Origin of the sequence: Pseudomonas sp. TH15 (genome assembly GCF_016651105.1) — a bacterium.
In the GTDB taxonomy this organism is placed as follows: Bacteria; Pseudomonadota; Gammaproteobacteria; order Pseudomonadales; family Pseudomonadaceae; genus Aquipseudomonas.
Genome location: NZ_JAEKEL010000001.1, coordinates 2344580 through 2369336, shown reverse-complemented (window position 1 = coordinate 2369336; position 24757 = coordinate 2344580). Strand labels below are relative to the sequence as shown.

The 24757-nt window shown below is 58.2% G+C and carries 22 protein-coding genes; 9 read left to right on the top strand and 13 right to left on the bottom strand.

What is annotated here, in order from left to right; all coding sequences use genetic code 11:
• Positions 1 to 40: 40 nt before the first annotated feature.
• The 11 genes from lpxD to rpsB form a co-directional block, all read right to left on the bottom strand.
• A complete protein-coding gene (gene lpxD, locus JFT87_RS10580; protein ID WP_201201077.1) occupies positions 41 to 1096 on the bottom strand; it encodes a UDP-3-O-(3-hydroxymyristoyl)glucosamine N-acyltransferase in 1056 nt (351 codons plus the stop codon).
• 3 nt (positions 1097 to 1099) lie between these two features.
• A complete protein-coding gene (locus JFT87_RS10575) occupies positions 1100 to 1603 on the bottom strand; it encodes an OmpH family outer membrane protein (RefSeq protein WP_054047181.1) in 504 nt (167 codons plus the stop codon).
• 45 nt (positions 1604 to 1648) lie between these two features.
• Positions 1649 to 4039, bottom strand: a complete 2391-nt coding sequence (bamA, locus tag JFT87_RS10570; protein ID WP_201201075.1) for an outer membrane protein assembly factor BamA — start codon at positions 4037 to 4039, stop codon at positions 1649 to 1651.
• Between the two features lie 74 nt (positions 4040 to 4113).
• Positions 4114 to 5466: a sigma E protease regulator RseP gene (gene rseP, locus JFT87_RS10565; RefSeq protein WP_201201074.1), complete on the bottom strand. Its 1353-nt coding sequence runs from the start codon at positions 5464 to 5466 to the stop codon at positions 4114 to 4116.
• A gap of 54 nt (positions 5467 to 5520) precedes the next feature.
• Positions 5521 to 6711, bottom strand: coding sequence for a 1-deoxy-D-xylulose-5-phosphate reductoisomerase (ispC, locus tag JFT87_RS10560; protein ID WP_201201072.1), 1191 nt, complete (start codon positions 6709 to 6711; stop codon positions 5521 to 5523).
• A complete protein-coding gene (locus tag JFT87_RS10555) occupies positions 6708 to 7514 on the bottom strand; it encodes a phosphatidate cytidylyltransferase (protein WP_201201070.1) in 807 nt (268 codons plus the stop codon). Before JFT87_RS10555 ends, ispC begins: the two co-directional genes overlap by 4 nt.
• Entirely contained in the window at positions 7514 to 8269 is a 756-nt protein-coding gene (gene uppS / locus JFT87_RS10550) for a polyprenyl diphosphate synthase (protein WP_201201068.1), read from the bottom strand. Before uppS ends, JFT87_RS10555 begins: the two co-directional genes overlap by 1 nt.
• 13 nt (positions 8270 to 8282) lie before the next feature.
• Positions 8283 to 8840, bottom strand: a complete 558-nt coding sequence (gene frr, locus JFT87_RS10545) for a ribosome recycling factor (RefSeq protein WP_201201059.1) — start codon at positions 8838 to 8840, stop codon at positions 8283 to 8285.
• Entirely contained in the window at positions 8837 to 9580 is a 744-nt protein-coding gene (gene pyrH, locus JFT87_RS10540) for a UMP kinase (protein ID WP_003172271.1), read from the bottom strand. Before pyrH ends, frr begins: the two co-directional genes overlap by 4 nt.
• A gap of 212 nt (positions 9581 to 9792) precedes the next feature.
• Positions 9793 to 10656 (bottom strand): translation elongation factor Ts, encoded by an 864-nt coding sequence (gene tsf / locus JFT87_RS10535; RefSeq protein ID WP_201201057.1) that lies wholly within the window; start codon positions 10654 to 10656, stop codon positions 9793 to 9795.
• Positions 10657 to 10845: 189 nt separating this feature from the next.
• Positions 10846 to 11583: a 30S ribosomal protein S2 gene (gene rpsB / locus JFT87_RS10530; RefSeq protein ID WP_003219330.1), complete on the bottom strand. Its 738-nt coding sequence runs from the start codon at positions 11581 to 11583 to the stop codon at positions 10846 to 10848.
• A gap of 373 nt (positions 11584 to 11956) precedes the next feature.
• Between rpsB and map the strand changes: the two genes are divergently transcribed.
• The 5 genes from map to JFT87_RS10505 all read left to right on the top strand — a co-directional run bounded on the left by map (position 11957) and on the right by JFT87_RS10505 (position 18518).
• Positions 11957 to 12739 (top strand): type I methionyl aminopeptidase, encoded by a 783-nt coding sequence (map, locus tag JFT87_RS10525; RefSeq protein ID WP_201201055.1) that lies wholly within the window; start codon positions 11957 to 11959, stop codon positions 12737 to 12739.
• 44 nt (positions 12740 to 12783) lie between these two features.
• Complete coding sequence (locus JFT87_RS10520; protein ID WP_201201053.1) at positions 12784 to 15486, top strand: [protein-PII] uridylyltransferase; 2703 nt, start codon at positions 12784 to 12786, stop codon at positions 15484 to 15486.
• Between the two features lie 196 nt (positions 15487 to 15682).
• A complete protein-coding gene (dapC, locus tag JFT87_RS10515; RefSeq protein ID WP_201201051.1) occupies positions 15683 to 16882 on the top strand; it encodes a succinyldiaminopimelate transaminase in 1200 nt (399 codons plus the stop codon).
• Positions 16883 to 17046: 164 nt separating this feature from the next.
• Positions 17047 to 17775: a M12 family metallopeptidase gene (locus tag JFT87_RS10510; RefSeq protein WP_201201046.1), complete on the top strand. Its 729-nt coding sequence runs from the start codon at positions 17047 to 17049 to the stop codon at positions 17773 to 17775.
• Between the two features lie 101 nt (positions 17776 to 17876).
• Positions 17877 to 18518 carry a hypothetical protein gene (locus JFT87_RS10505; protein ID WP_201201045.1) on the top strand — a complete coding sequence of 214 codons (642 nt, stop codon included), beginning with the start codon at positions 17877 to 17879 and terminating at the stop codon, positions 18516 to 18518.
• 12 nt (positions 18519 to 18530) lie between these two features.
• On the opposite strand, the gene JFT87_RS10500 is transcribed toward JFT87_RS10505, so the two are convergent.
• Positions 18531 to 20162 carry a Na+/H+ antiporter gene (locus JFT87_RS10500; protein WP_201201043.1) on the bottom strand — a complete coding sequence of 544 codons (1632 nt, stop codon included), beginning with the start codon at positions 20160 to 20162 and terminating at the stop codon, positions 18531 to 18533.
• Positions 20163 to 20456: 294 nt separating this feature from the next.
• On the opposite strand from JFT87_RS10500, the gene JFT87_RS10495 reads away from it, so the two are divergent.
• From JFT87_RS10495 to JFT87_RS10480, 4 genes are all read left to right on the top strand, one after another.
• A complete protein-coding gene (locus JFT87_RS10495) occupies positions 20457 to 20819 on the top strand; it encodes an ArsC family reductase (protein ID WP_201201042.1) in 363 nt (120 codons plus the stop codon).
• A 33-nt stretch (positions 20820 to 20852) separates the two neighbouring features.
• On the top strand, positions 20853 to 21887 hold the full coding sequence (dapD, locus tag JFT87_RS10490) for a 2,3,4,5-tetrahydropyridine-2,6-dicarboxylate N-succinyltransferase (protein WP_201201041.1): 1035 nt from the start codon (positions 20853 to 20855) through the stop codon (positions 21885 to 21887).
• A 154-nt stretch (positions 21888 to 22041) separates the two neighbouring features.
• Positions 22042 to 23247 carry an aminotransferase class V-fold PLP-dependent enzyme gene (locus JFT87_RS10485; RefSeq protein WP_201201040.1) on the top strand — a complete coding sequence of 402 codons (1206 nt, stop codon included), beginning with the start codon at positions 22042 to 22044 and terminating at the stop codon, positions 23245 to 23247.
• Entirely contained in the window at positions 23244 to 23654 is a 411-nt protein-coding gene (locus tag JFT87_RS10480; protein WP_201201039.1) for a SufE family protein, read from the top strand. The genes JFT87_RS10485 and JFT87_RS10480 overlap by 4 nt, the downstream gene beginning before the upstream one ends.
• Before the next feature lie 79 nt (positions 23655 to 23733).
• On the opposite strand, the gene tcdA is transcribed toward JFT87_RS10480, so the two are convergent.
• Complete coding sequence (gene tcdA, locus JFT87_RS10475) at positions 23734 to 24540, bottom strand: tRNA cyclic N6-threonylcarbamoyladenosine(37) synthase TcdA (RefSeq protein WP_201201038.1); 807 nt, start codon at positions 24538 to 24540, stop codon at positions 23734 to 23736.
• Positions 24541 to 24757: the final 217 nt, after the last annotated feature.

The window sequence follows — 24757 nt, the reverse complement described above, 5'->3', positions numbered from 1 at the left end:
GCAGTCTAGCGGCTGTGCTTACTTGATATGGAAAATGGTATCAGCCATCTGATGAAGCATTACCGTCAGGGGTCACTTCCCCTACACGCTTTTCCAGCTGTCGCAGACGCCGCGCGATGTCATCGAGCTGACGGATGCGTGCCGCGCTTTTGCGCCACTCGGCAGCCGGTTGCATGGCTGTACCGGAAGAATAGGAACCCGGCTCGGTAATCGAATGGGTCACCATGGTCATCCCGGTCAGGAAAACGTTGTCACAAACTTCGATATGCCCCACCAGCCCGACGCCACCGGCCAGCATGCAATGCTTGCCTATCTTGGTGCTGCCGGAGATACCTACGCACGCCGCCATGGCGGTGTGATCTCCAACCTGGACGTTGTGAGCAATCTGAATCTGATTGTCGAGCTTCACACCGTTGCCGAGGATGGTATCAGCCAGTGCGCCACGGTCGACGGCGGTATTCACGCCAATCTCCACGTCGTCACCCACCAGCACGCCACCGATCTGGGCAATTTTCTGCCAGACACCTTTCTCGTTGGCAAAACCGAAACCTTCGCCACCGAGTACGGCACCCGACTGAATCACTACACGCTTGCCGATACGCACATCGTGATACAGCGTGACCCGTGGAGCCAGCCAGCCGCCCTCACCGATCTCGCAGCGAGCGCCGATGAAGCAATGAGCCCCGACGGTCACACCCGCAGCAATTCGCGCCGCACTTTCAATCACCGCAAAGGCACCGATGCTCGCCGCCGGATCAACCACCGCGTCCGCTGCCACCACCGCTGTCGGATGAATACCGGCAGCCGCCTTTGGCTTGGGATCGAACAGGTGGGAAATTCGCGCGTAAGCCAAGTACGGATCAGGCACGATCAGCGCATTACCGACAAAACCTTCAGCGTCAGCGGCCTTCAGCAACAGGGCTGCGGCCTGACTGTCCGCCAGGTATTTACGGTATTGAGGGTTTGCCAGAAAGCTCAACTGAGCTGGGCCAGCCTCTTGCAAAGTGGCTAGCCCAGTAATTTCTTTCTCCGGGTCGCCACTCAGGGTGGCGCCGAGGAACTCGGCCAATTGGCCAAGCTTTATAGTCGCTGTCATGGATTACTTCAGCTGATTCATGCGCTCGATAACCTGGCGAGTGATGTCGTACTGAGGTTTGACATCAATCACTGCGCCACGCTCGAAGACCAGGTCAAAAGCACCTTTTTTGATGACTTCTTCCACAGCGCTGTCCAGTTTCGGCTTGAGCTGCTTCAGCATTTCACGGTCAGCAACGGCTTTGGCTTCGTTCAATTCCTTGGACTGGAACTGGAAGTCACGAGCCTTTTGCTTGAATTCAAGCTCCAGACGCTCACGCTCGCCTTGCTGCATCTTGTCGCCACCGGCTACCAGACGGTCCTGGATACCTTTGGCACTGCTTTCCAGCGTCTTGAGCTTGGTCAGCTGCGGGCCGAACTTTTTCTCGGCATCCACGGCGTACTTCTTGGCCGCGTCGGATTCCAGCAGGGCCATCTGATAGTTCAGTACAGCGATTTTCATGTCGGCAAAAGCCGGACCTGCTACCAGTACGGTCGCCAGGAGAACCAATTGAGTCAACTTACGCACGATGCACTCCTACAAAATCCATTGTCGTTATCTTGGGTCAGACGCTTAGAACGTCTGGCCGAGGGAGAATTGGAAAATCTGGGTTTCAGCGTTATCCGGTTTCTTGACCGGCATGGCCAACGCGAAACTCAAAGGCCCCAGCGCGGTGACCCAAGTCAGACCAACACCAACGGAACTGGCCATATTGCTCAGGCTGATGTCGTTGCACTGCGTGTTGGACGGTGTTACCCCGTTAGAGTTTGTAGCTTGTTGGCACTTGGAATCGAACACGTTACCCACATCCCAGAATACCGACGTACGCAGGGAGCGCTGGTCCTTGACGAATGGCAGCGGGAACAGAAGCTCTGCACCACCTTGAATCAGAACGTTGCCACCGAATGGCAGTGGATCTTGATCCGGGTCCGCTAATGTTCCGTTGTTGCCCGTGGCAGTTTGACCACGGCTTGGAGTACTGCGCGGACCCAGGGTGCTGTCCTTGAAACCACGAACCGAGTTGAAACCACCAGCATAGTAGTTTTCATAGAATGGCAAGCCATCTGTCGAACCATAACCATCGCCATAACCCAATTCAGTGTGCAGGCGTACGGTGTAGTTTTCGCTCAGAGGCTGGAACAACTGGCCACGGTAGTCGAGTTTGAAGAACGACAGGTCGCTGCCCGGCGTGGTGGCTTCCAGTGTCAAGCTCTGGGAATGACCACGGGTCGCCAGTACACCTTTGTTCAGGGTGGACTCGGACCAGCCGGCCGAAGCCTTGAAGTTCAGGTAGCTATCGCCTTCGCGGTTAACGAAGTCGAAGATTTCGTCGACGGTGTACTGACCTGTCTTGATCTTGTCTTGTTGCGCAGTCAGGCCGAAGGTCAGGCGCGACGTCTCGCTGATCGGATAACCGACGCTTACGCCAGCACCCAGGCTATCTACCGCGTAGCTTGCAACGTTGACGTCGAGGTCTTTGTAGTCAGTGGTGCGATAGAACGCGTTGTAACCCAGGCTCACACCATCAGCAGTCCAGTACGGGTCGACATAACCGAAGTTATAGCGGGTCTGGTATTGGCTTTTGGTCAGGCCGATGCTGACCTTGTTACCGGTACCCAGGAAGTTGTTCTGGGTGATCGAACCACCGAGGATCAGACCGGCGCTCTGGGCGAAACCGACACTGGCGGTAATCGAACCGGAAGCCTGCTCTTCAACGCTGTAGTTCACATCAACCTGGTCATCCACGCCCGGTACGGCAGGCGTTTCAACGTTAACTTCCTTGAAGAAGCCCAGACGTTCAAGACGCGTCTTGGATTGGTCGATCAGGTAGGTCGAAGCCCACCCGCCTTCCATCTGGCGCATTTCACGACGCAACACTTCGTCCTCAGACTTGGTGTTGCCGCGGAAGTTGATACGGTTTACGTAAGCACGCTTGCCTGGATCAACAGCGAAAGTGATGTCTACCGTGTGGTCATCATCGTGCGGCTGAGGAACGCCGTTGACGTTGGCGAAGGTGTAACCCTCGTTACCGAGACGACGAGTGATCAGTTCCGAGGTAGTGGTCATCAGCTTGCGCGAGAACACCTGGCCTTTCTGAACCAGCAGCAGGGACTTGACCTGGTCTTCAGGCACTTTCAGGTCGCCGCTGAGCTTCACGTCACGAACGGTGTACTTCTCGCCTTCGTTGACGTTGACCGTGATGTAGACGTGTTTCTTGTCCGGGGTGATGGACACCTGGGTCGAAGCGATATCCATATTGATATAGCCGCGGTCCAGGTAGTAGGAGCGCAGACGCTCCAGGTCACCGGAAAGTTTTTCACGAGCATACTTGTCGTCGTTCTTGAAGAACGACAGCCAGTTGGTGGTCTTGAGTTCGAACAGGTCGATCAGGTCTTCATCAGGAAAGACCGTGTTACCCACCACGTTGATGTGCTGGATAGCAGCGACGGTGCCTTCATTGATATTGACCTTCAACGCGACGCGGTTACGCGGCTGCGCCACCACTTCGGTGTCGACAGTTGCCGAGTAGCGACCCTGAGCGACGTACTGGCGCTGCAGCTCGTTACGCACACCTTCGAGGGTGGCACGCTGGAAGATCTCGCCTTCGGCCAGGCCAGATTGCTTGAGGCCCTTCATCAGGTCTTCAGTGGAGATGGCCTTGTTACCGTCGATCTCGATACTCGCGACCGAAGGACGCTCGACTACCGTGATAACGAGGACATTGCCTTCGCGACCCAGCTGGATATCTTGAAAGAAACCGGTTTTGAACAACGCACGAGTGGATTCCACCAGGCGACGATCATCCGCCTGTTCGCCGACGTTCAACGGCAAGGCACCAAAGACACTACCCGCGGAGACCCGCTGGAGGCCATTGACGCGAATATCAGAGATAGTGAAGGACTCGGCGTGAACTTCGGCGATCATCAATACGGTGAGAACCGCAGTTAGCAGCAGACGTTTCATGAAGTCCTTTCTTATTCCAACTGGCAATAAACAAACTGCCGCAAAATGCGGCAGATTCGCAATTCAGCGAAGCGTTACAGTCGACCCAGATCATTGACCAGAGCAAGCAACATCACCCCGACCACCAAACTGATGCCGATCTGTATCCCCCAACCCTGCACCCGATCTGACAAGGGGCGACCACGCACCCACTCGATCAGATAAAACAACAAATGTCCCCCATCCAATACAGGAATGGGCAACAAATTCAGAACTCCCAGGCTAATACTCAGATAAGCAAGGAAATTCAGGAAATCAGCGACACCCGACTGGGCAGAAGCGCCCGCCACTTTAGCAATGGTTATCGGTCCACTCAAGTTTTTTACCGAGAGCTCGCCGAACAACATTTTCTTGAGCGAATCGAGGGTCAGTACACTCATGGTCCAGGTGCGTCGGGCACCCTCCCCAATCGCGGCCAGCGGACCGTAGCTGACCTCACGAATCATCTCTGGTGGCCAATCGACTGCTTTCACCCCGGCACCCAGATAACCCGTGGGTGCCTTGCTCTCGCCGCGAGCGGCCAGCGTCACAGGGACGTCGATTTGAGCACCATCGCGCTCAACGCGCAGCATGATTTTGGTATCCGGATGCATACGGACGGTATCAACCACCTGCTGCCAGTCATTGAGCGACTGGCCATCAAGGGTCAACAGACGATCACCGGTCTTCAGACCCGCCGCTTGCGCCGGCCCTTTCGAATCGAGTTCAGCCAGGATCGGCGGTAACGCCGGACGCCATGGGCGAATGCCAAGCGAACGAATCGGGTCCGGCTCATCGGCGCCCTTGAGCCAGTGATCCAGCATCAGCTCTCGAGGTGAATCGGTGGTTGAACCCTGCTCACGCACCAGCAACTGCAAGGCACCGCTCTCGCCAAGGCGACGGACCAATTGCAAATTAACGGCCGCCCACCCGGTAGTCGGCTCGCCATCGATGGCAACGATTTCCTGATTCGGGCTCAAGCCGGCCTTGGCAGCGATGCTGCCCGACTCGACGGCGCCGATAATCGGGCGTACCTGCTCGCTGCCGAGCATGGCCAATACCCAGAAAAAAACCATCGCCAGCAGAAAGTTGGCGATTGGACCCGCAGCAACGATGGCAATGCGTTGGCGGACAGATTTGCGATTGAAGGATTGATCGAGCTGATCGGCGGGTACTTCGCCTTCGCGCTCGTCGAGCATCTTCACGTAGCCGCCCAGCGGGATGGCCGCCAGCACGAACTCAGTGCCTTGCTTGTCATGCCAGCGCAACAACGGCATGCCAAAGCCCACGGAAAAGCGCAGCACTTTGACCCCACAGCGACGCGCGACCCAAAAGTGGCCGAATTCGTGGAAGGTGACCAGCACGCCCAAGGCTACCAGGGTGCCGACAATCATATAGAGCGCGCTCATCTACTTTCTCCGCAATCCTATCCGGTGCTGCATTGGGCCAGCGTACTGCAGCACTTATCGCCCGTGACGACTCAACCACTGCTCGGCCAGCACACGCGCCTTGGCGTCTGCCGTGAACACCGCCTCGAGATCGTTTACCGCAACCACAGGTTCAAGATTCAAGACTTCCTCGATGATACTCGCGATTTCCGGGTAACGAACCCGTCCATCGAGAAAGGCTGCAACAGCCACTTCATTTGCCGCATTGAGCACCGCCGGCGCGCTATTGCCAGCCTCTGCCGCCTGTCGAGCCAGGCGCAGACATGGAAAACGCTCTTCATCGGGCGCCTGGAAATCCAGACGTGCGATGGCAAACAGATCCAGCGGTGCGACCCCCGAGTCGATGCGTTCTGGCCACGCCAGAGCGTTGGCAATTGGCGTACGCATGTCCGGATTGCCCAACTGCGCCAATACCGAACCATCGACATAATCGACCAGCGAATGAATAACGCTCTGCGGGTGAATCACCACTTCGACCTGGGAGGGCTTGGCATCGAACAGCCAGCAGGCTTCGATCAGCTCGAGCCCTTTGTTCATCATGCTGGCCGAATCGACCGAGATCTTGCGACCCATGGACCAGTTCGGATGGGCACATGCCTGCTCGGGAGTAACATGCGCCAACTCAGCCATCGGCGTCTGTCGGAACGGACCGCCAGAGGCTGTCAGCAAAATCCGACGCACACCGACTGCCCCCAGACCACGAGCAAAATCCTGTGGCATGCACTGGAAAATCGCGTTGTGCTCGCTGTCGATCGGCAGCAGTACCGATCCGCTTTTGCGCACAGCCTGCATGAACAGCGCACCGGACATCACCAGCGCTTCCTTGTTGGCCAGCAGGATTTTCTTGCCCGCCTCGACTGCCGCCAGGGTCGGGCGCAAGCCCGCCGCGCCAACGATGGCCGCCATGACCGCGTCGACCTCAGGATCGGCAGCGACCTGGCAAAGGCCCTCCTCCCCCACCAGAACACGAGTCGACAGACCGGCCGCGTGCAAGTCGTCCTGCAAACCACGGGCAGCGCCCGCTTCAGGCACGACCGCATAACGTGGAGTGTGCCGTACACACAAGGCCAGCAGCTCACTCAGTCGAGTGAAACCACTCAGCGCGAAAACCTGATAGCGCTCGGGATGACGAGCAATGACATCCAGGGTGCTCAGGCCAATCGAACCGGTCGCCCCCAGAACGGTAATCTGCTGTGGGCGGCTCACGGTGCCGCCATCCACAACAGCACCGCAAACACGGGGATCGCCGCCGTCAGGCTATCGATACGGTCCAGAATACCGCCGTGACCCGGCAGCAGATTGCTGCTGTCCTTGATCCCGGACTGGCGCTTGAACATGCTTTCGGTGAGGTCGCCCACCACCGAAATGAACACGATCAATGCTGCGCCGATCAGACCTTTAAACAGCTCCGCCACCGTCCAGTCGCGAACCAGGCCGACAATCAACGTGATAACCAGGCTCAGCGCCAGGCCACCGTAGACGCCTTCCCAGCTTTTGCCAGGACTGACCTGCGGCGCGAGCTTGCGCTTGCCGAAAGCCCGACCGGAAAAGTACGCACCGATATCGGCACCCCAGACCAGCACCATGACCGCCATGATCAGCCAGTTGCCCAAAGGCTCTTGCTTGATCTGCACCAGACCTTGCCAGGCCGGCAACAGGATCAACAGGCCGATCACCAGCTTGCAGGCCGCGCTGGCCCAGTGTTCGCTGGAGCGTGGATACGTCAGCACCAGATAGGTTGCCACCGCCCACCACAGCACAGAGGCGCCCAACACCCAAGGCGCGAGCCCGGGAAGGATATGCATGACAAACAGCATCAGCGCGACCACAGCGGCATAGGCAACACGAATCGGCTGAGCAGTGAAACCTGCCAGACGAGCCCACTCCCATGCACCCAGGGTCACGACCAGCCCGATGAACAGCGCAAAACCGGAGCCTTCGAGCAGGAAAAACCCGCACAAGGCAATCGGTAGAAGGATCAGCGCAGTGATGATTCGTTGTTTAAGCATTAAACCCGGGCTCCAGCCTCGACCTGCTCGCTCGTCTTACCGAAGCGGCGCTGCCGAGAAGCGAAATCGGCCAGCGCAGTGCGCATGGCGTCGTGTTTGAAGTCCGGCCAGAACAGGTCGGAGAAGTACAGTTCGGTGTAAGCCAGCTGCCACAGCAGGAAATTGCTGATGCGGTGCTCGCCACCGGTACGAATGCACAAGTCCGGCATAGGCAGATCGCCAGTCACCAGACAGGTTTGCAGCAATTCCGGGGTGATGTCTTCCGGACGCAGATGCCCGGCCTGGACTTCGCGCGCCAGACGCTGTGCGGCTTGTGCGATATCCCACTGACCACCGTAGTTGGCGGCGATCTGCAGGATAAAGCGATTGGTACCGGCAGTAATCGCCTCGGCTTCGCGCATGGCAGCTTGAAGCTCGGGGTGAAAACGCGAACGGTCGCCAATGATGCGCAGGCTGATGTTGTTGTCGTTGAGGCGCTTGGCCTCACGACGCAACGCCTTGAAGAACAGGTCCATCAAGGCGCTGACTTCATCGGCCGGACGCTGCCAGTTTTCACTGGAGAAGGCGAACAGGGTCAGCACCTCGACCTTGGCCTCGGCGCACACCTCGATCACTGCACGAACGGCATCCACACCCGCTTTATGCCCGGCAACACCCGGCATAAAGCGTTTTTTCGCCCAGCGATTGTTACCATCCATGATGATCGCGACATGGCGCGGCACCGCGGACGGCGCAGTCTGCTTGGTCTTATCCATGAAAACGGGACCCTTATACGGCCATCAGGTCCGCTTCTTTTTGCTTGGTGGCTGCATCGATGTCAGCCTCAGCCTTGTCGGTCAGCTTCTGGATATCGGCAGCGCCACGACGCTCTTCGTCTTCGCTGATTTCCTTGTCCTTGACCAGTTTCTTAAGCTCACCCAGTGCGTCGCGGCGAATGTTGCGCACGGCAACGCGAGCATCTTCAGCTGCGCTACGCGCCTGTTTGGTGAAGCCCTTGCGGGTTTCTTCAGTCAGGGCAGGCATGGAGATCAGCAGTAACTCGCCCAGGTTGGTCGGGTTGAGGTTCAGGCCAGCACTCTGGATTGCCTTGTCGACGGCCGCGAGCATGTTGCGCTCAAACGCCACGACCTGCAGGGTCCGGGAATCTTTCACGGTAACGTTGGCAACGCCGCTCAATGGGGTGTCAGCGCCGTAGTAAGGAACCATCACGCTACCGAGGATGCTCGGGTGCGCCTTGCCGGTACGAATCTGACCAAATGCATGGGACAGAGACTCCAGGGATTTCTGCATACGCTCTTGAGCGTCTTTCTTGATTTCGTTGATCATTGTTGGCCTTCCTCGATCAGGGTCCCTTCAGCGCCGCCATGCACGATATTCAGCAGGGCGCCAGGTTTGTTCATGTTAAAAACGCGCAACGGCATCTTGTGGTCGCGGCACAGGCAAATGGCCGTCAGATCCATCACGCCCAGCTTGCGATCCAGCACTTCATCGTAAGTCAGATGATCGAACTTCTCGGCATGCGGGTCTTTGAATGGATCGGCGGTGTAGACGCCATCGACCTTGGTCGCCTTGAGCACGACATCGGCATCGATTTCGATTGCACGCAGGCAAGCGGCCGAATCCGTGGTGAAGAACGGGTTGCCAGTACCGGCCGCGAAAATCACGACTTCCTTGGCGTTCAGGTGGCGCATGGCCTTGCGACGATCGTAGTGATCGGTCACGCCAACCATGGAAATGGCCGACATCACGATGGCCGAGATATTGGCACGCTCCAGCGCATCACGCATGGCCAGGGCGTTCATCACAGTGGCCAGCATGCCCATGTGGTCACCCGTTACCCGATCCATACCGGCCGCGCTCAGCGCTGCACCGCGGAACAGGTTGCCGCCGCCGATCACCAGACCGACCTGTACACCGATGCCGACCAGTTGGCCAACTTCCAGCGCCATGCGATCCAGAACTTTCGGATCAATCCCGAACTCTTCCGAGCCCATCAGGGCCTCGCCGCTAAGCTTGAGTAGAATGCGTTTATAGCGAGCCTGATAACCACTGCCCTGCTGAGCCATTGCGAATCTCTCCTGCGGCGTATTTTAAAAATTCTTTGCGAGCTGTTTACAGCTGGCGTTCACTCTAGCTTGGCGCTGCTTCAGCGCCATCGGAACATGGCTTTGTAAGCCAGTTCCAAAGGGAAACCAATTAAAAAATTGATACCCCATCTGAAAAGAGGCTGCGCGCGTAAGCGGGCAGCCTCTTCAGGGCGACAGTTTAAAAAACCGTCTTATTGCTTGGCGGCAGCCAGCTGGGCAGCAACTTCTTCAGCGAAGTTGTCGACCGGCTTCTCGATGCCATCGCCTACTTTGAAGTAGGTGAAGGAAACGATTTCAGCACCGGCTTTCTTGGCCAGTTCGCCAACCTTGATTTCAGGGTTCTTGACGAACGCCTGCTCAACCAGGCTCGCTTCAGCCAGGAACTTGCTGATACGGCCTTTGACCATGTTTTCAACAATGTTTTCTGGCTTGCCGGCGATCTTGTCAGCGTTGAGGGTCAGGAACACGCCCTTCTCACGCTCAACCGCTTCAGCGGAAACTTCCGATGGCAGCAGGAATTCAGGGTTGGTCGCCGCTACGTGCATGGCGATGTCTTTGGCCAGCTCAACGCTGCCGCCTTTAAGGGCAACCACAACACCGATCTTGTTGCCGTGCAGGTAACCACCAACAACATCACCTTCAACGCGAGCCAGGCGACGGATGTTGACGTTTTCGCCAACCTTGCCGACCAGAACCAGGCGATCGGCTTCTTGAGCGGCGATCAGCGGAGCAACGTCAGTCAGTTTGTCAGCGAACGCTTTTTCAACGCTGGAAGCGACAAATGCCTTGAAGTCATCCTGCAAAGCCAGGAAGTCGGTCTGCGAGTTCACTTCCAGCAGAACGGCGGATTTACCGTCTTCCTTCAGAGAGATTGCGCCTTCAGCAGCCACGTTGCCTGCTTTCTTGGCAGCCTTGATAGCGCCAGAAGCACGCATGTCATCAATGGCTTTTTCGATGTCGCCGCCGGCCTTGGTCAAGGCCTTTTTGCAATCCATCATGCCTTCGCCAGTACGCTCACGCAGTTCTTTAACCAACGCTGCAGTAATCTCTGCCATTTCAAAAATCCTCTTGGATAGGTTATCAACCATTCCACCCGATCAAACGGGCGTTCAATTCTTCCCGAACCTTCTTGTAGCCGCTGCACGTTACAAAGCTGTAGCTGCGCTGCCGACAAACGGTTTTCGAGGTGGCAAAAAGGGGGCCAAGCCCCCTTTTTGCTTACTGAGTTAACGCCAAGGCGTCAATTACTCAGCTGCTGCTACCGGAGCTTCTTCAACGAACTGCTCGGTGCCGCCAGCAACGTGGTTGCGACCGCGGATTACAGCGTCAGCCATCGAACCCATGTACAACTGGATAGCGCGGATTGCGTCATCGTTGCCTGGGATGATGTAGTCAACGCCTTCCGGGCTGCTGTTGGTATCGACTACGCCGATAACCGGGATGCCCAGCTTGTTGGCTTCGGTGATCGCGATGCGCTCGTGATCAACGTCGATAACGAACAGTGCGTCTGGCAGACCGCCCATGTCCTTGATACCACCCAGGGAACGATCGAGCTTCTCAAGATCGCGAGTGCGCATCAGCGCTTCTTTCTTGGTCAGCTTGGCGAAAGTACCGTCTTCGGCTTGCACTTCAAGGTCACGCAGACGCTTGATGGAAGCACGGATGGTTTTGAAGTTGGTCAGCATGCCGCCCAACCAGCGGTGATCGACGTACGGCGAACCGCAACGTGCTGCTTCTTCAGCAACGATCTTGCCAGCGGAACGCTTGGTGCCGACGAACAGAATCTTGTTTTTGCCCTGGGCCAGACGCTCTACGAAAGTCAGAGCTTCGTTGAACATTGGCAGGGTTTTTTCAAGGTTGATGATGTGGATCTTGTTACGCGCGCCGAAAATGTATTTACCCATTTTCGGGTTCCAGTAACGGGTTTGGTGACCGAAGTGCACACCGGCCTTCAGCATATCGCGCATGTTGACTTGGGACATGATAGTTCCTTAATAAGTCGGGTTTGGCCTCCACGTATCCCAATGACCAACCAGCAGCATCAGCTGAAGGCACCCAGGTCATCGTGTCGACACGTGTGTGGATTTAAGCCTTTCGGGGTATACCCGGAAAGCGGCGCATTTTATATCACAAGGCTGTAAAAAACGGAACCCGGATTCTCAATTCCTGGCGCGCGCCTTCAATCGCGCCCTTGGAATCGCTCAAGAATGCGCCTATCTATAGAGAGAAGCGATGCACAGAGGCTCAGATTTGCGCTGATCGTCTGTTAGAATCGCGTTTTTCAGGGCCGCGAATATCAACCGCGCAACGCCCATTCCGAATTAGAAAGCGCCATTGAGCGCAGAGAGAGCCTGTATGACCGTCACCCTCAAAACCCCAGAGGACATCGCAAAAATGCGGATCGCCGGCAAACTGGCCGCCGATGTGCTGGAAATGATTGCCGAACATGTCAAACCGGGCATCACCACCGAAGAACTGGACCGCATCTGCCACGACTACATCGTCAACGAGCAGCAAGCCATCCCAGCCCCGCTCAACTACAAAGGCTTCCCGAAGTCGATCTGCACCTCGATCAACCACGTGGTCTGCCACGGTATCCCGAACGAGAAAGCGCTGAAGGATGGCGACACGCTGAACATCGACGTCACGGTGATCAAGGATGGCTACCACGGCGACACCAGCCGTATGTTCCACGTCGGTACCGTGCCGGTCTGGGCCGAGCGCCTGTCGCAGATCACTCAGGAATGCATGTACAAAGCCATTGAACTGGTCAAACCCGGCTGCCGCCTGGGCGACATTGGTGAAGTGATCCAGAAACACGCCGAGAAGAACGGTTTCTCGGTGGTTCGCGAGTTCTGTGGCCACGGTATCGGCAAGGTGTTCCACGAAGAGCCGCAGATCCTGCACTACGGCCGCGCCGGCACCGGCATGGAACTCAAGGCGGGCATGACCTTCACCATCGAGCCGATGATCAACCAGGGCAAGGCCGACACCAAGGTACTGGGCGACGGCTGGACCGCGATCACCAAGGACCGCAAACTTTCCGCCCAGTGGGAACACACCCTGCTGGTGACCGACACCGGTTATGAGATCTTCACCCTGCGCGCCGATGACACTATCGCGCGCGTTTCGGCCTGATCGACCCGTTCTGCCCATAGCCTTATAGAAAGGAAAGCCAATCGATGCCGCAGGTGGATCCCGAACTCTTCGACCGTGGCCAGTTCCAGGCTGAACTGGCCCTGAAGGCAAGCCCGATCGCGGCCTTCAAGAAGGCGATTCGCCAGGCCCGCGAGGTGCTCGACGGGCGCTTTCGCAGCGGCCGGGACATTCGCCGGCTGATCGAGGATCGCGCCTGGTTCGTCGATAACATCCTGCAAAAGGCTTGGGAGCAGTTCAACTGGAGCGAAGACGCCGACATCGCGCTGGTCGCGGTCGGCGGCTACGGTCGCGGCGAGTTGCACCCCTATTCCGACATTGATCTGCTGATCCTGCTGGACAGCGCTGACCACGAAGTCTTCCGCGATTCTATCGAGCGTTTTCTGACGTTGTTGTGGGACATCGGCCTGGAAGTCGGTCAGAGCGTGCGCTCGGTGGACGAATGCGCCGTTGAGGCCCGCGCCGACCTGACGGTCGTCACCAACCTGATGGAAAGCCGCACCATCTGCGGCCCCGAGCGCTTGCGCCAGCGCATGCTGGACGTCACCAGCACCGCGCACATGTGGCCGAGCAAGGACTTCTTCCTGGCCAAACGTGCCGAGCAGAAGGCCCGTCACCACAAGTACAACGACACCGAATACAACCTGGAACCCAACGTCAAAGGCTCGCCTGGCGGCTTGCGGGATATTCAGACGATTCTCTGGGTCGCCCGTCGCGAGTACGGCACCCTGAACCTGCGGGCCCTGGCCGGCGAAGGCTTTTTGGTAGAGAGCGAAAACGCCCTGCTGGCCTCGTCCCAGGAGTTCTTGTGGAAGGTCCGTTACGCCCTGCACATGCTCGCCGGGCGCTCCGAGGACCGCTTGCTGTTCGACCACCAGCGCTCCATCGCCGGGCTGCTGGGTTTCAAAGGCGATGACGCCAAGCAAACCATCGAAAACTTCATGCAGCAGTATTACCGGGTGGTCATGAGCATTGCCCAGCTCAGCGACCTGATCATCCAGCATTTCGAGGAAGTCATCCTCGCGCCGGAAGACGAAGCACCGCCGCAGCCGATCAACTCGCGATTCCAGCTGCACGATGGCTACATCGAGGCACGCAACAACAACGTGTTCCGCCGCACGCCGTTTGCCATGCTCGAGATCTTCGTGTTGATGGCCCAGCAACCGGAGATCAAAGGCGTTCGTGCCGATACCATCCGCCTGCTGCGCGAACACCGTCACTTGATCGACGACGACTTTCGCAACGACATCCGCAACACCAGCCTGTTCATCGAGCTGTTCAAGTGCAAGATCGGCATTCACCGCAACCTGCGGCGGATGAACCGTTACGGCATCCTTGGGCGCTATTTGCCGGAGTTCGGCTTTATCGTCGGGCAGATGCAGCACGACCTGTTTCACATCTATACGGTCGACGCTCACACCCTGAACCTGATCAAGCATCTGCGTAAGTTGCAGTACACCCAGGTGTCGGAAAAATTCCCACTGGCCAGCAAGCTCATGGGCAAACTGCCCAAGCCCGAGCTGATCTACCTGGCCGGCCTGTACCACGACATCGGCAAGGGTCGGCACGGCGACCATTCGGACATTGGCGCCGTGGATGCCGAAGCCTTTTGCCAGCGCCATCAGTTGCCGGTATGGGATAGCCGGCTGATCGTCTGGCTGGTGCAAAACCATCTGGTGATGTCGACCACCGCCCAGCGCAAGGACTTGTCCGACCCGCAGGTCATTCACGACTTCGCGCAGATTGTCGGCGATGAAACCCATCTCGATTATCTGTACGTGCTGACCGTCGCCGACATCAACGCCACCAACCCGACGCTGTGGAACTCCTGGCGCGCCAGCCTGTTGCGCCAGCTCTACACCGAGACCAAGCGTGCCTTGCGCCGCGGCCTGGAAAACCCGGTGGACCGCGAAGAGCAAATCCGCCAGACCCAGAGCGCTGCCCTGGACATCCTGGTGCGCGGCGGCACCGACCCGGACGATGTCGAGCAGTTGTGGGCGCAATTGGGCGATGACTATTTCCTGCGTCATACCGCTGGCGATGTGGCCTGGCACAGTGACGCGATCCTCCAGCAACCGGCCGACGGCGGCCCGCTGGTGCTGATCAAGGAAACCACCCAGCGCGAATTCGAAGGCGGCACGCAGATCTTCATCTACGCGCCGGACCAGCATGACTTCTTCGCCGTGACCGTGGCCGCGATGGACCAGCTCAACCTGAACATTCATGACGCCCGGGTTATCACCTCCAGCAGTCAGTTCACCCTCGACACCTACATCGTGCTCGACACCGACGGCGACTCAATCGGTGACAATCCGACGCGGGTCAAGCAGATCCGCGAGGGCCTGACCGAAGCCCTGCGTAACCCGGACGACTACCCGACGATCATCCAGCGCCGGGTACCGCGCCAGCTCAAGCATTTCGCGTTTGCGCCACAGGTGACGATCCACAACGACGCCCAGCGCCCGGTCACAGTACTGGAGCTGAGCGCACCCGACCGCCCGGGCCTGCTGGCGCGGATCGGCACGATCTTCCTCGAGTTCGACCTGTCGTTGCAGAACGCCAAGATTGCCACCCTCGGCGAGCGCGTGGAAGACGTGTTCTTTATCACCGACGCACACAACCAGCCGTTGTCCGACCCGCTGCTGTGCAGCCGCTTGCAGGATGCAATCGTTGAACAGTTGAGCGTCAGCCACGAACCGGATATCAAACTGTCGCGCATCAGCATTTGAACTAACAAATTTCCCCTGTTGGAGCGGGCTTGTGTGGCGAGGGGGCTTGCCCCCGTTGGGCTGCGAAGCGGCCCAAAAATCTGCAACCGCGGTGTATCAGGTACACCGCATACAATGTTTACGACAGCTGCGCAGCCGAACGGGGGCAAGCCCCCTCGCCACAAAAGCCAGCGCCCACATTGCATGAGATCTATCGATGAACAACGCTCTGAACCAGCTGCAACCCTACCCGTTCGAGAAGCTCCGCGCCCTGCTCGGCAGCGTCACGCCAAACCCGGACAAGCGCCCTATCGCGTTGTCCATCGGTGAACCGAAGCACCGTTCGCCAAGCTTTGTCGCCGAAGCCCTGGCCAACAACCTGGATCAGATGGCCGTGTACCCGACCACCCTCGGTATCCCGGCTCTGCGTGAAGCCATCGCCGCCTGGTGTGAACGTCGTTTCAACGTCCCAAGCGGCTGGCTCGACCCGGCGCGCAATGTACTGCCGGTCAACGGCACCCGTGAAGCGCTGTTTGCCTTCACCCAAACCGTGGTCAATCGTGGCGAAGACGCGCTGGTGGTCAGCCCGAACCCGTTCTATCAGATCTACGAAGGCGCCGCGTTCCTCGCCGGTGCCAAGCCGCATTACCTGCCATGCCTGGACGAAAACGGCTTCAACCCGGATTTCGACGCCGTCTCGCCAGACATCTGGAAACGCTGCCAGATCCTGTTCCTGTGCTCGCCGGGCAACCCGACCGGCGCGTTGATCCCGGTTGAAACCCTGAAAAAGCTGATCGCCTTGGCCGACGAATACGACTTTGTGATCGCCGCCGACGAGTGCTATAGCGAGCTGTACTTCGACGAACAAACCCCGCCAGCCGGTCTGCTCAGCGCCTGCGTCGAACTGGGCCGCAAGGACTTCAAGCGCTGCGTGGTCTTCCACAGCCTGTCCAAGCGCTCCAACCTGCCGGGCCTGCGTTCGGGTTTTGTGGCCGGTGATGCCGACATCCTCAAGGGCTTCCTGCTCTATCGCACCTACCACGGCTGCGCGATGCCGGTTCAAACCCAACTGGCCAGTGTCGCTGCATGGAACGACGAAGTGCATGTACGCGCCAACCGGGCGCTGTATCGCGAGAAGTACGATGCGGTGCTGGAAATCCTCAGCCCGGTGATGGATGTGCAGCGTCCGGACGGTGGTTTCTACCTCTGGCCAAGCGTTGAAGGCGATGACGAGGCGTTCTGCCGGGATTTGTTTGTGCAAGAACATGTGACTGTAGTGCCGGGGTCTTATCTGTCCCGCGACGTTGATGGTTTCAATCCGGGCGCCGGGCGCGTGCGTATGGCATTGGTTGCGCCGCTGGCGGAGTGTGTCGAAGCGGCCGAACGAATTCGTGACTTCATCACCCGCCAACGATAAGTACTCCACCGTGCCAGCAATACTGGCACGGTAACTTTCCATATCAAGAAACACTTCCAACGTATATATAAATCCACTTCTCACCGAGAGACGTTTACTCTTCCGGTGCGCACTTTCCTATGCCTGATAACAAACCAACCACCACTTCATGGAAGAAGTAAAACATGAATACCCTTCAAGACTGCACGCTCGTTCAATGGCCGGATGATCAAGCGGCCTATGAAGCCGCCATCAATGAAACTCCGGCGAATGCAGGTACTCGCAATAGCGGCCGTTCCAAACGTTCGCTTATCAACTATTCCAAACTATGGGCGAATGGTCGCACCTTAAAGATTGCGTTCATTGATGAGGTCGATGCGGATCACAAACAGAAAATCATCGACGCTGCCAGTCGCTGGTTACCGTTTATCAACCTTACTTTCGATTTCGTTGATGATCTGCAAGGCGATATTCGTATCGCCACGAAGAACAACGACAACAGCTCCATGCTCGGCACAGACGCGTTACTCATTCATCCGGACTGGCCCACCATGAACCTTGGGGTCACAACCGACCATGAGGATTTCGATGTCATCGTCACCCATGAATTTGGCCACGCACTGGGTGCCATGCATGAGCATCAACACCCGAAAGCCAACATTCCCTGGGATAAACCGAAGGTGTACGAATTTTATCAGAATCGCGAAATGAACCCGCTGACCCGCGCGCAAGTCGACCAAAACATGTTCACGCCCTTCGGGACCATCGAGGCGATTTATACCGATTACGATCGCAAATCCATCATGCATCATCCCGTCGCTAAAACGCTGACTCTGGGAGACTGGGAAAACCCAATCAATCGGACAATCAGCAAGAAAGACAAGAAGATGATGGCATTACTTTATCCGCGCTGAACACTGACTAAAAAAATGAAACAAGGAAGTTACAACATGCTTATCAAATCAACTTGCATCACCTGCATCCGTCTTAACACTCGCATGGAGCAAGACGCATAATGTGGGCCAAAAACAACCCTTGCAAACTCTGGACGCCCGGTCAGACGTTACGCATCGCTTTCCTCAACGGTACAGAGGAATTCAAGACTGCCACCATCGCTGCGGCCAACAATTGGCTGCCACACATCAATTTGAAGTTCGATTTCGTTGAAGGTATAGAAGGCGACATCCGCATACTCAGCAGGGAAGGCGAATTTTCGTCCAGCATCGGTACCGATGCACTGCTCAAAATCGACGAACAAACGATGACGCTCTGGCCCCACTCACCCATTCATGCTCGTTATTTCGCCGCCAATGTGATGCATGAGTTCGGTCACATGCTGGGCGCAGAGCATGAACAGACCAACCCTACGGCAAACATACCTTGGGACAAACCAGCCTTTTACAAGCAACATGGGCTGACTGCCCAGCCTGAAGAAGATGACGCCCAGGCGAGCGCCACGCGTCAAAGACTGCACGATTGGTATCTTGATCGTTCAGCTCCCAGTGAAAGCATTTATTCCGAGTACGACCGCAAGTCGATCATGCACTACGTCATCCATCAGTCCTGGACCGAGGGCGGCTTTCAGAACTTTTTGAATCTGGTTCTCAGCGAGAAGGATAAAGCCTTCATGGCAAAGGCCTATCCCTGTCCGGTATAAACCCGAAATCGGCTATTTGACCTGCCCCAGATTAGCCTCACTTAAATCCAGCTCCCCCAATACTTCACGCAGTACGTCATCACCAATTTGGTGATGACGACTGAGGCTGTACAACTCCAGGCGTTGCGCCCGCAGCGCTTTCAAACGCAAGCGGCGCTCCAGCAAATCCATCTGAAACGCCAAGGCCTGGGCTTCGGCGGAATCGTTAAAGACTTCCAGTTGATGACGATACTCGGACATGATTCGCGCCTTGAGCTCCGCCGCCAACGCCGCCTCTGCCGCATCTACAGGCTTGGCCTCTTCGACTTCCAGCGCATGGATCGCCGCTTCAGCGGTTTTTCGCCAGGCGTCGCGCACTTCATTGCGGCGCTTGTCGTCTGGGCTTTTCTCGATACCACGCAACAACAGCGGCAAGGCGATGCACGCGGCAATCAGCGACAGCAGAATCACCCCGGCGGCGATGAAAATCAGCAGGTCACGCTCGGGAAACGCGTCGTTCCCCATCAACAGCGGCACCGACAGCACACCCGCCAGGGTCACCGCGCCGCGTACGCCACCGACCGTCAGCAACCAGCAGGACCGCGCCGTGGGCACCAGCGTCAGCTCGCCCTTACCGCGCCATCGCCGCAGCAGCCCCGACACCCGCCAAATGCTCTGCACCCAGATAAACCGCAACACCAGTAACACCATAAAAACCGCCACAACGTCCAGGCAACGGTAGAGCAACGTCGGCCACATTGACGCTTCCTGGCTGGCCACCGCCTTGATGATGTCCGGCAGCTGCAAGCCCAGCAGCAGGAAGATCAAGCCGTTGAAGGCGAATTCCAGCAATGACCAGACGCTGCGATTGAGCAAACGCGTGCTGGTCTGACGCGGCAGCAGGTCGAGCCAGCTCTGCATCATCCCCGCTGCCACTGCCGACAAAATGCCCGAGGCACCGAGCCGTTCGGCCAGTACGTAAGCGGCGAACGGCAGCAACAGCATGAACACCACGTGAGTCGCCGGGTCATCCCAGCCTCGGGCGATCATCCACGAGCGCAAGCGACCGACCAGCCAACTCAGCGCCACACCGGTGGCCAGACCACCCACTGCCACCAACACGAACGTCAGACTGGCATTGGCCAGGGAAAACACCCCGGTTATGGCCGCCGCCAAGGCAAACTTGAAGGTCACCAGGCCCGAGGCGTCGTTCATCAAAGCCTCGCCCTGGAGCATGTGCATCAACGGTGTCGGCAAGCGGTTCTGGGAAATCGCCGAGACCGCCACGGCGTCGGTCGGCGACAACACCGCCGCCAATGCGAACGCCACCGGCAGCGCAATACTCGGCAATAGCCAATGAATGAAATACCCGGCGCCGACCACGGTGAACAGCACCAACCCCACGGCCAGGGTCAGGATCGGCCCGCGCAAGCGCCACAACTCACGCTTGGGCATGCGCCAGCCATCGGAAAACAACAACGGCGGCAGAAACAGAAAGAGGAACAGTTCCGGATCAAGCGCCACATGCAGCCCCAACGTCGGCCAAGCCAGCAAAGCGCCCGCACCGATCTGCACCAACGGCAACGGCAGCGGGATCACTCGCCCGATCAGGCGTGAAACGCCGACCAACATCAGCATGATCAGGACGGTGTAGGCGGTTTGCATAAAGCGCTTTTCCCAGGCTATCGACAGCATTGAAGTGCCATATTAGCCGCTTAGGCTGCGTAAGACCGTTGCACCTATGTCGCAGCCCTGCAACATATCCCCTTGTAGGAGTGAGCCTGCTCGCGATAACGGTTTAACGTTCAACAAAGTCAGTGGCAGGTAAATCGCCATCGCGAGCAGGCTCACTCCTACAGGGTTTTGCGGTGGGAAATCGACCTCAGGCGCCGCGAAACCGTTTGGTCATGGCATAATCCGTCACCTTTTTTTTCCAGCACCTGTAAAGGGGGCAATTCCTTGACCGTTTCAAGTAAAACGTTGCACCTTTTCGGCATCAAAGCCTGCGACACCATGAAAAAGGCGCGCACCTGGCTCGATGAACACGCTGCCAGCTATGACTTCCATGATTACAAAACGGCCGGAATCGACCGTGAACACCTGACGCAATGGTGCGACGAGCACGGCTGGCAAGTGGTGTTGAACCGCGCAGGTACGACCTTTCGCAAACTCGAAGACGAACGCAAAGCCGATCTCGACCAAGCGAAAGCCATCGAATTGATGCTCGCACAACCCTCGATGATCAAGCGCCCGGTGCTTGATCTCGGTGACCGAACCCTGATTGGCTTCAAGCCAGATATCTACGCGGCCGCACTCAAGTAAGGCAGCCCGTTCCTTTTTGTTAGAGGTATCAACATGTCCAATACTCTGTTCAGCCTGGCCTTTGGTGTCGGCACTCAAAACCGTCAAGGCGCATGGCTGGAAGTGTTTTACGCACAGCCACTGCTCAACCCGTCGGCCGAACTGATCGCCGCTATTGCTCCGGTTCTGGGCTACACCGAAGGCAACCAGGCCATCGCGTTCAGCACTGCACAGGCCTCGCAACTGGCTGAAGCGCTGAAAAGCGTCGACGCCGGCCAGGCCGCATTGCTGACCCGTCTGGCCGAGAGCCACAAGCCGCTGGTCGCGACCATTTTGGCCGAAGACGTGCAACTGACTTCCACGCCGGAGGCCTACCTCAAGCTGCACCTGCTGTCCCATCGTCTGGTCAAGCCGCACGGCCTGAACCTGGCCGGCGTGTTCCCGCTGCTGCCGAACGTTGCCTGGACCAGCCAAGGCGCTATCGACCTGACCGAACTGGCCGAGCATCAACTGGAAGCCCGTCTGCGCGGCGAGCTGCTGGAAGTGTTCTCGGTGGACAAGTTCCCGAAAATGACCGACTACGTGGTTCCGGCCGGCGTGCGTATTGCTGACGCAGCGCGTATCCGCCTGGGCGCCTACGTGGGCGAAGGCACCACCGTAATGCACGAAGGTTTCGTCAACTTCAACGCCGGCACCGAAGGCCCGGGCATGATCGAAGGTCGCGTGTCGGCTGGCGTGTTCGTCGGCAAGGGTTCGGACCTGGGCGGCGGTTGCTCGACCATGGGCACCCTGTCGGGTGGCGGCAACATGGTGATCAAGGTGGGCGAAGGCTGCCTGATCGGTGCCAACGCCGGTATCGGTATCCCGTTGGGCGACCGCAACACCGTTGAATCGGGCCTGTACGTGACCGCTGGCACCAAGGTCGCGCTGCTGGACGAAAACAACAAACTGGTCAAAGTCGTGAAGGCCCGTGAACTGGCCGGTCAACCTGACCTGCTGTTCCGCCGCAATTCGGAGACCGGTGCCGTGGAATGCAAAACCCACAAATCGGCCATCGAACTGAACGAAGCGCTGCACGCTCACAACTAAGCAGAGCGTCACACGATCACCTGTCCTCGTAGGAGCGAGGCTTGCCCGCGAAGGCGTCTTCACTGACGCCAAAAGCTTCGCGAGCAAGCTTCGCTCCTACAAGGTCAGGGAGGTCAGGCGTACACCCCGCCCATGTTCACCAGGGCCGAACAACATGATGATTCCTTCTCCCTGGCGCGCCGATTTTCCGGCGATCGCCGCATTGCAACGGCAAGACCAGACGTATCTGGACAACGCCGCCACCACACAAAAACCTCAAGCCCTGCTGGATGCCCTGGCGCATTACTACGCTAATGGCGCGGCTAACGTGCATCGGGCGCAACACTTGCCCGGCGCCCACGCCACCCAGGCGTTCGAGGACAGCCGCAGCAAGGTCGCCCAATGGCTTAACGCTGGCGATTGCGGGCAGATCATCTTCACCCACGGCGCTACCTCGGCGCTGAACCTCTTGGCCTATGGCCTGGAACATCTATTCAATCCAGGCGATGAGATTGTCATCAGCGCCCTGGAGCACCACGCCAATCTATTGCCCTGGCAGCAACTGGCCCTGCGCCGCGCGCTGAAACTGGTGATTTTGCCGCTGGATGCCGACGGTGTGATCGACCTTGAGGCTGCCGCGCAGTTGATCGGCCCACGCACCCGATTGCTGGCGGTCAGCCAGTTGTCCAACGTACTTGGCGCCTGGCAGCCGCTGCCCGAGTTGCTGGCGCTGGCCAAGGCCCACAACGCGCTGACCGTCGTCGATGGCGCGCAGGGCGTGGTCCATGGCCGGCACGACGTTCAGGCGCTGGGTTGCGACTTTTATGTGTTTTCCAGCCACAAGCTCTATGGCCCCGATGGCCTGGGTGTGCTGTTCGGGCGTAACGAAGCCCTTGAACAAGTGCGTGCGTGGCAATTCGGCGGTGAGATGGTGCTGGACGCCAACTACCACGACGCGCGCTTTCGCCCGGCACCGCTGGGTTTCGAGGCGGGTACGCCGCCAATCGCCAGCGTAATTGGTCTGGGGGCGACCCTGGATTATCTCGGCGGACTGGATCAGGAAGCGGTTTCTGCTCACGAAGCGGCGCTACATGACTATTTGCTCAAAGGTCTAGAGGCGCGCAATGGCATTCGACTGCTGGGTAAACCGCACTTGGCACTGGCCAGTTTTGTCGTCGAGGGTGTGCATAACTCGGACCTGGCGCATTTGCTGACCGAGCAAGGGATCGCCGTGCGCGCCGGTCATCACTGCGCCATGCCCCTACTCAAAAGCTTCGAGCTGGCCGGGGCGATTCGGGTGTCGCTGGCGCTGTACAACGATTCCGAAGATCTGGAACGCTTCTTTGAAGCGCTGGATCAGGCGCTGGAGTTATTGCGATGAGCTTGCCCGCCGAAGCCGTTACAGCGCTGGAGACTTTTCAGAATGCCGCTGGCTGGGAACAACGGGCGCGCCTGTTGATGCAATGGGGCGACCGCCTGCCAGCGTTGAGCGCTGTGGATAAAGTCGACGCGAACCGGGTGCATGGCTGTGAAAGCCAGGTCTGGTTGGTGGGCGCGTTGCGCGACGGTCATTGGCAATTCAGCGCGAGCAGCGATGCGCGATTGATTCGCGGGTTGGTGGCGTTGTTGCTGGCGCGGGTCAACGGGTTGTCGGCGGCCGAGTTGCAGCAGGTGGATTTGCCGGAGTGGTTTAATCAGCTCGGGCTCAGCCGCCAACTGTCGCCGTCGCGCAGTAATGGCCTCAATGCCGTGTTACAGCGAATGAATGAGTTGGCCGCGCCCCTGTAGGAGCAAGGCTTGCCCGCGATGCGTCTTGCCCGGTTCCAAATGGACACCGGAGCGCTACCTTCGCGAGCAAGCTTTGCTCCTACGGTTTGACCCGCTCTGCCGGGCGCCGCACGCCCGCCACAATCTTATCCACAGCTTTGGTCGCCGCGACCATGCCGAACGTCGCCGTCACCATCATCACGGCGCCAAACCCGCCGGCGCAATCGAGTTTCACGCCATCACCGACAAAACTCTTCTGCAGGCAAATGCTGCCATCCGGTTTCGGGTAGCGCAGCTGCTCGGTCGAGAACACGCACGGCACGCTGTAATGGCGGGTCACGGTGCGGGAGAAGTTGTAGTCGCGGCGCAACGTCGAGCGCACTTTCGAGGCCAACGGGTCGTTGAAGGTACGGTTGAGGTCGCAGACCTGGATTAGCGTCGGATCAATCTGCCCGCCCGCACCGCCGGTCGTGATGATCTGGATCTTGCGGCGTTTGCACCAGGCAATCAGCGCAGCCTTGGCGTTGACGCTGTCGATGCAATCGATCACGCAGTCGATGTTCGGCGTGATGTACTCGGCCATGGTTTCGCGCGTCACGAAGTCCGCCACCGCGTGCACCGTGCAATCCGGGTTGATCCCGCGCAGACGCTCGGCCATCACTTCGACCTTGGGTTTGCCGACGGTGCTGTCCAGCGCATGCAACTGACGGTTGGCGTTGCTGACGCAGACGTCGTCCAGGTCGAACAGCGAAATCTCGCCCACGCCACAGCGGGCAACGGCTTCCGCCGCCCAGGAACCAACGCCGCCGACACCGACGATCGCCACATGGGCCGCGCGCAAGCGCTCCAGGCCTTCAATGCCATACAAACGAGCGATGCCAGCAAACCGCGGATCTTCTGTACTCATGACCATTACCCCAAAAACCGGCGCGCATTATAGGGCCACAGCGCGAGAACTTTTAACCTTCCGGCTATAAGTGTAAGAACTTATGTGAAACCGCAGTGCCCAATGCCGGGCATTTCCCTGTTCGCTGTACGGTCAGAGAACCTCCAGTGTAGGATGCGCGCCCTGCCCCCCGGCAGCCAGCCGCCAACCGTTCCTTCGTTCCACAGCCTTTGGAACC

Coding starts and splice junctions, on each gene's coding strand:
- lpxD (WP_201201077.1), bottom strand. CDS start 1,096: ATGACAGCGACTATAAAGCTTGGCCAATTGGCCGAGTTCCTCGGCGCC.
- bamA (WP_201201075.1), bottom strand. CDS start 4,039: ATGAAACGTCTGCTGCTAACTGCGGTTCTCACCGTATTGATGATCGCC.
- rseP (WP_201201074.1), bottom strand. CDS start 5,466: ATGAGCGCGCTCTATATGATTGTCGGCACCCTGGTAGCCTTGGGCGTG.
- JFT87_RS10555 (WP_201201070.1), bottom strand. CDS start 7,514: ATGCTTAAACAACGAATCATCACTGCGCTGATCCTTCTACCGATTGCC.
- uppS (WP_201201068.1), bottom strand. CDS start 8,269: ATGGATAAGACCAAGCAGACTGCGCCGTCCGCGGTGCCGCGCCATGTC.
- frr (WP_201201059.1), bottom strand. CDS start 8,840: ATGATCAACGAAATCAAGAAAGACGCTCAAGAGCGTATGCAGAAATCC.
- pyrH (WP_003172271.1), bottom strand. CDS start 9,580: ATGGCTCAGCAGGGCAGTGGTTATCAGGCTCGCTATAAACGCATTCTA.
- tsf (WP_201201057.1), bottom strand. CDS start 10,656: ATGGCAGAGATTACTGCAGCGTTGGTTAAAGAACTGCGTGAGCGTACT.
- rpsB (WP_003219330.1), bottom strand. CDS start 11,583: ATGTCCCAAGTCAACATGCGCGATATGCTGAAGGCCGGTGTGCACTTC.
- map (WP_201201055.1), top strand. CDS start 11,957: ATGACCGTCACCCTCAAAACCCCAGAGGACATCGCAAAAATGCGGATC.
- JFT87_RS10520 (WP_201201053.1), top strand. CDS start 12,784: ATGCCGCAGGTGGATCCCGAACTCTTCGACCGTGGCCAGTTCCAGGCT.
- dapC (WP_201201051.1), top strand. CDS start 15,683: ATGAACAACGCTCTGAACCAGCTGCAACCCTACCCGTTCGAGAAGCTC.
- JFT87_RS10510 (WP_201201046.1), top strand. CDS start 17,047: ATGAATACCCTTCAAGACTGCACGCTCGTTCAATGGCCGGATGATCAA.
- JFT87_RS10505 (WP_201201045.1), top strand. CDS start 17,877: ATGTGGGCCAAAAACAACCCTTGCAAACTCTGGACGCCCGGTCAGACG.
- JFT87_RS10500 (WP_201201043.1), bottom strand. CDS start 20,162: ATGCAAACCGCCTACACCGTCCTGATCATGCTGATGTTGGTCGGCGTT.
- dapD (WP_201201041.1), top strand. CDS start 20,853: ATGTCCAATACTCTGTTCAGCCTGGCCTTTGGTGTCGGCACTCAAAAC.
- JFT87_RS10485 (WP_201201040.1), top strand. CDS start 22,042: ATGATGATTCCTTCTCCCTGGCGCGCCGATTTTCCGGCGATCGCCGCA.
- JFT87_RS10480 (WP_201201039.1), top strand. CDS start 23,244: ATGAGCTTGCCCGCCGAAGCCGTTACAGCGCTGGAGACTTTTCAGAAT.
- tcdA (WP_201201038.1), bottom strand. CDS start 24,540: ATGAGTACAGAAGATCCGCGGTTTGCTGGCATCGCTCGTTTGTATGGC.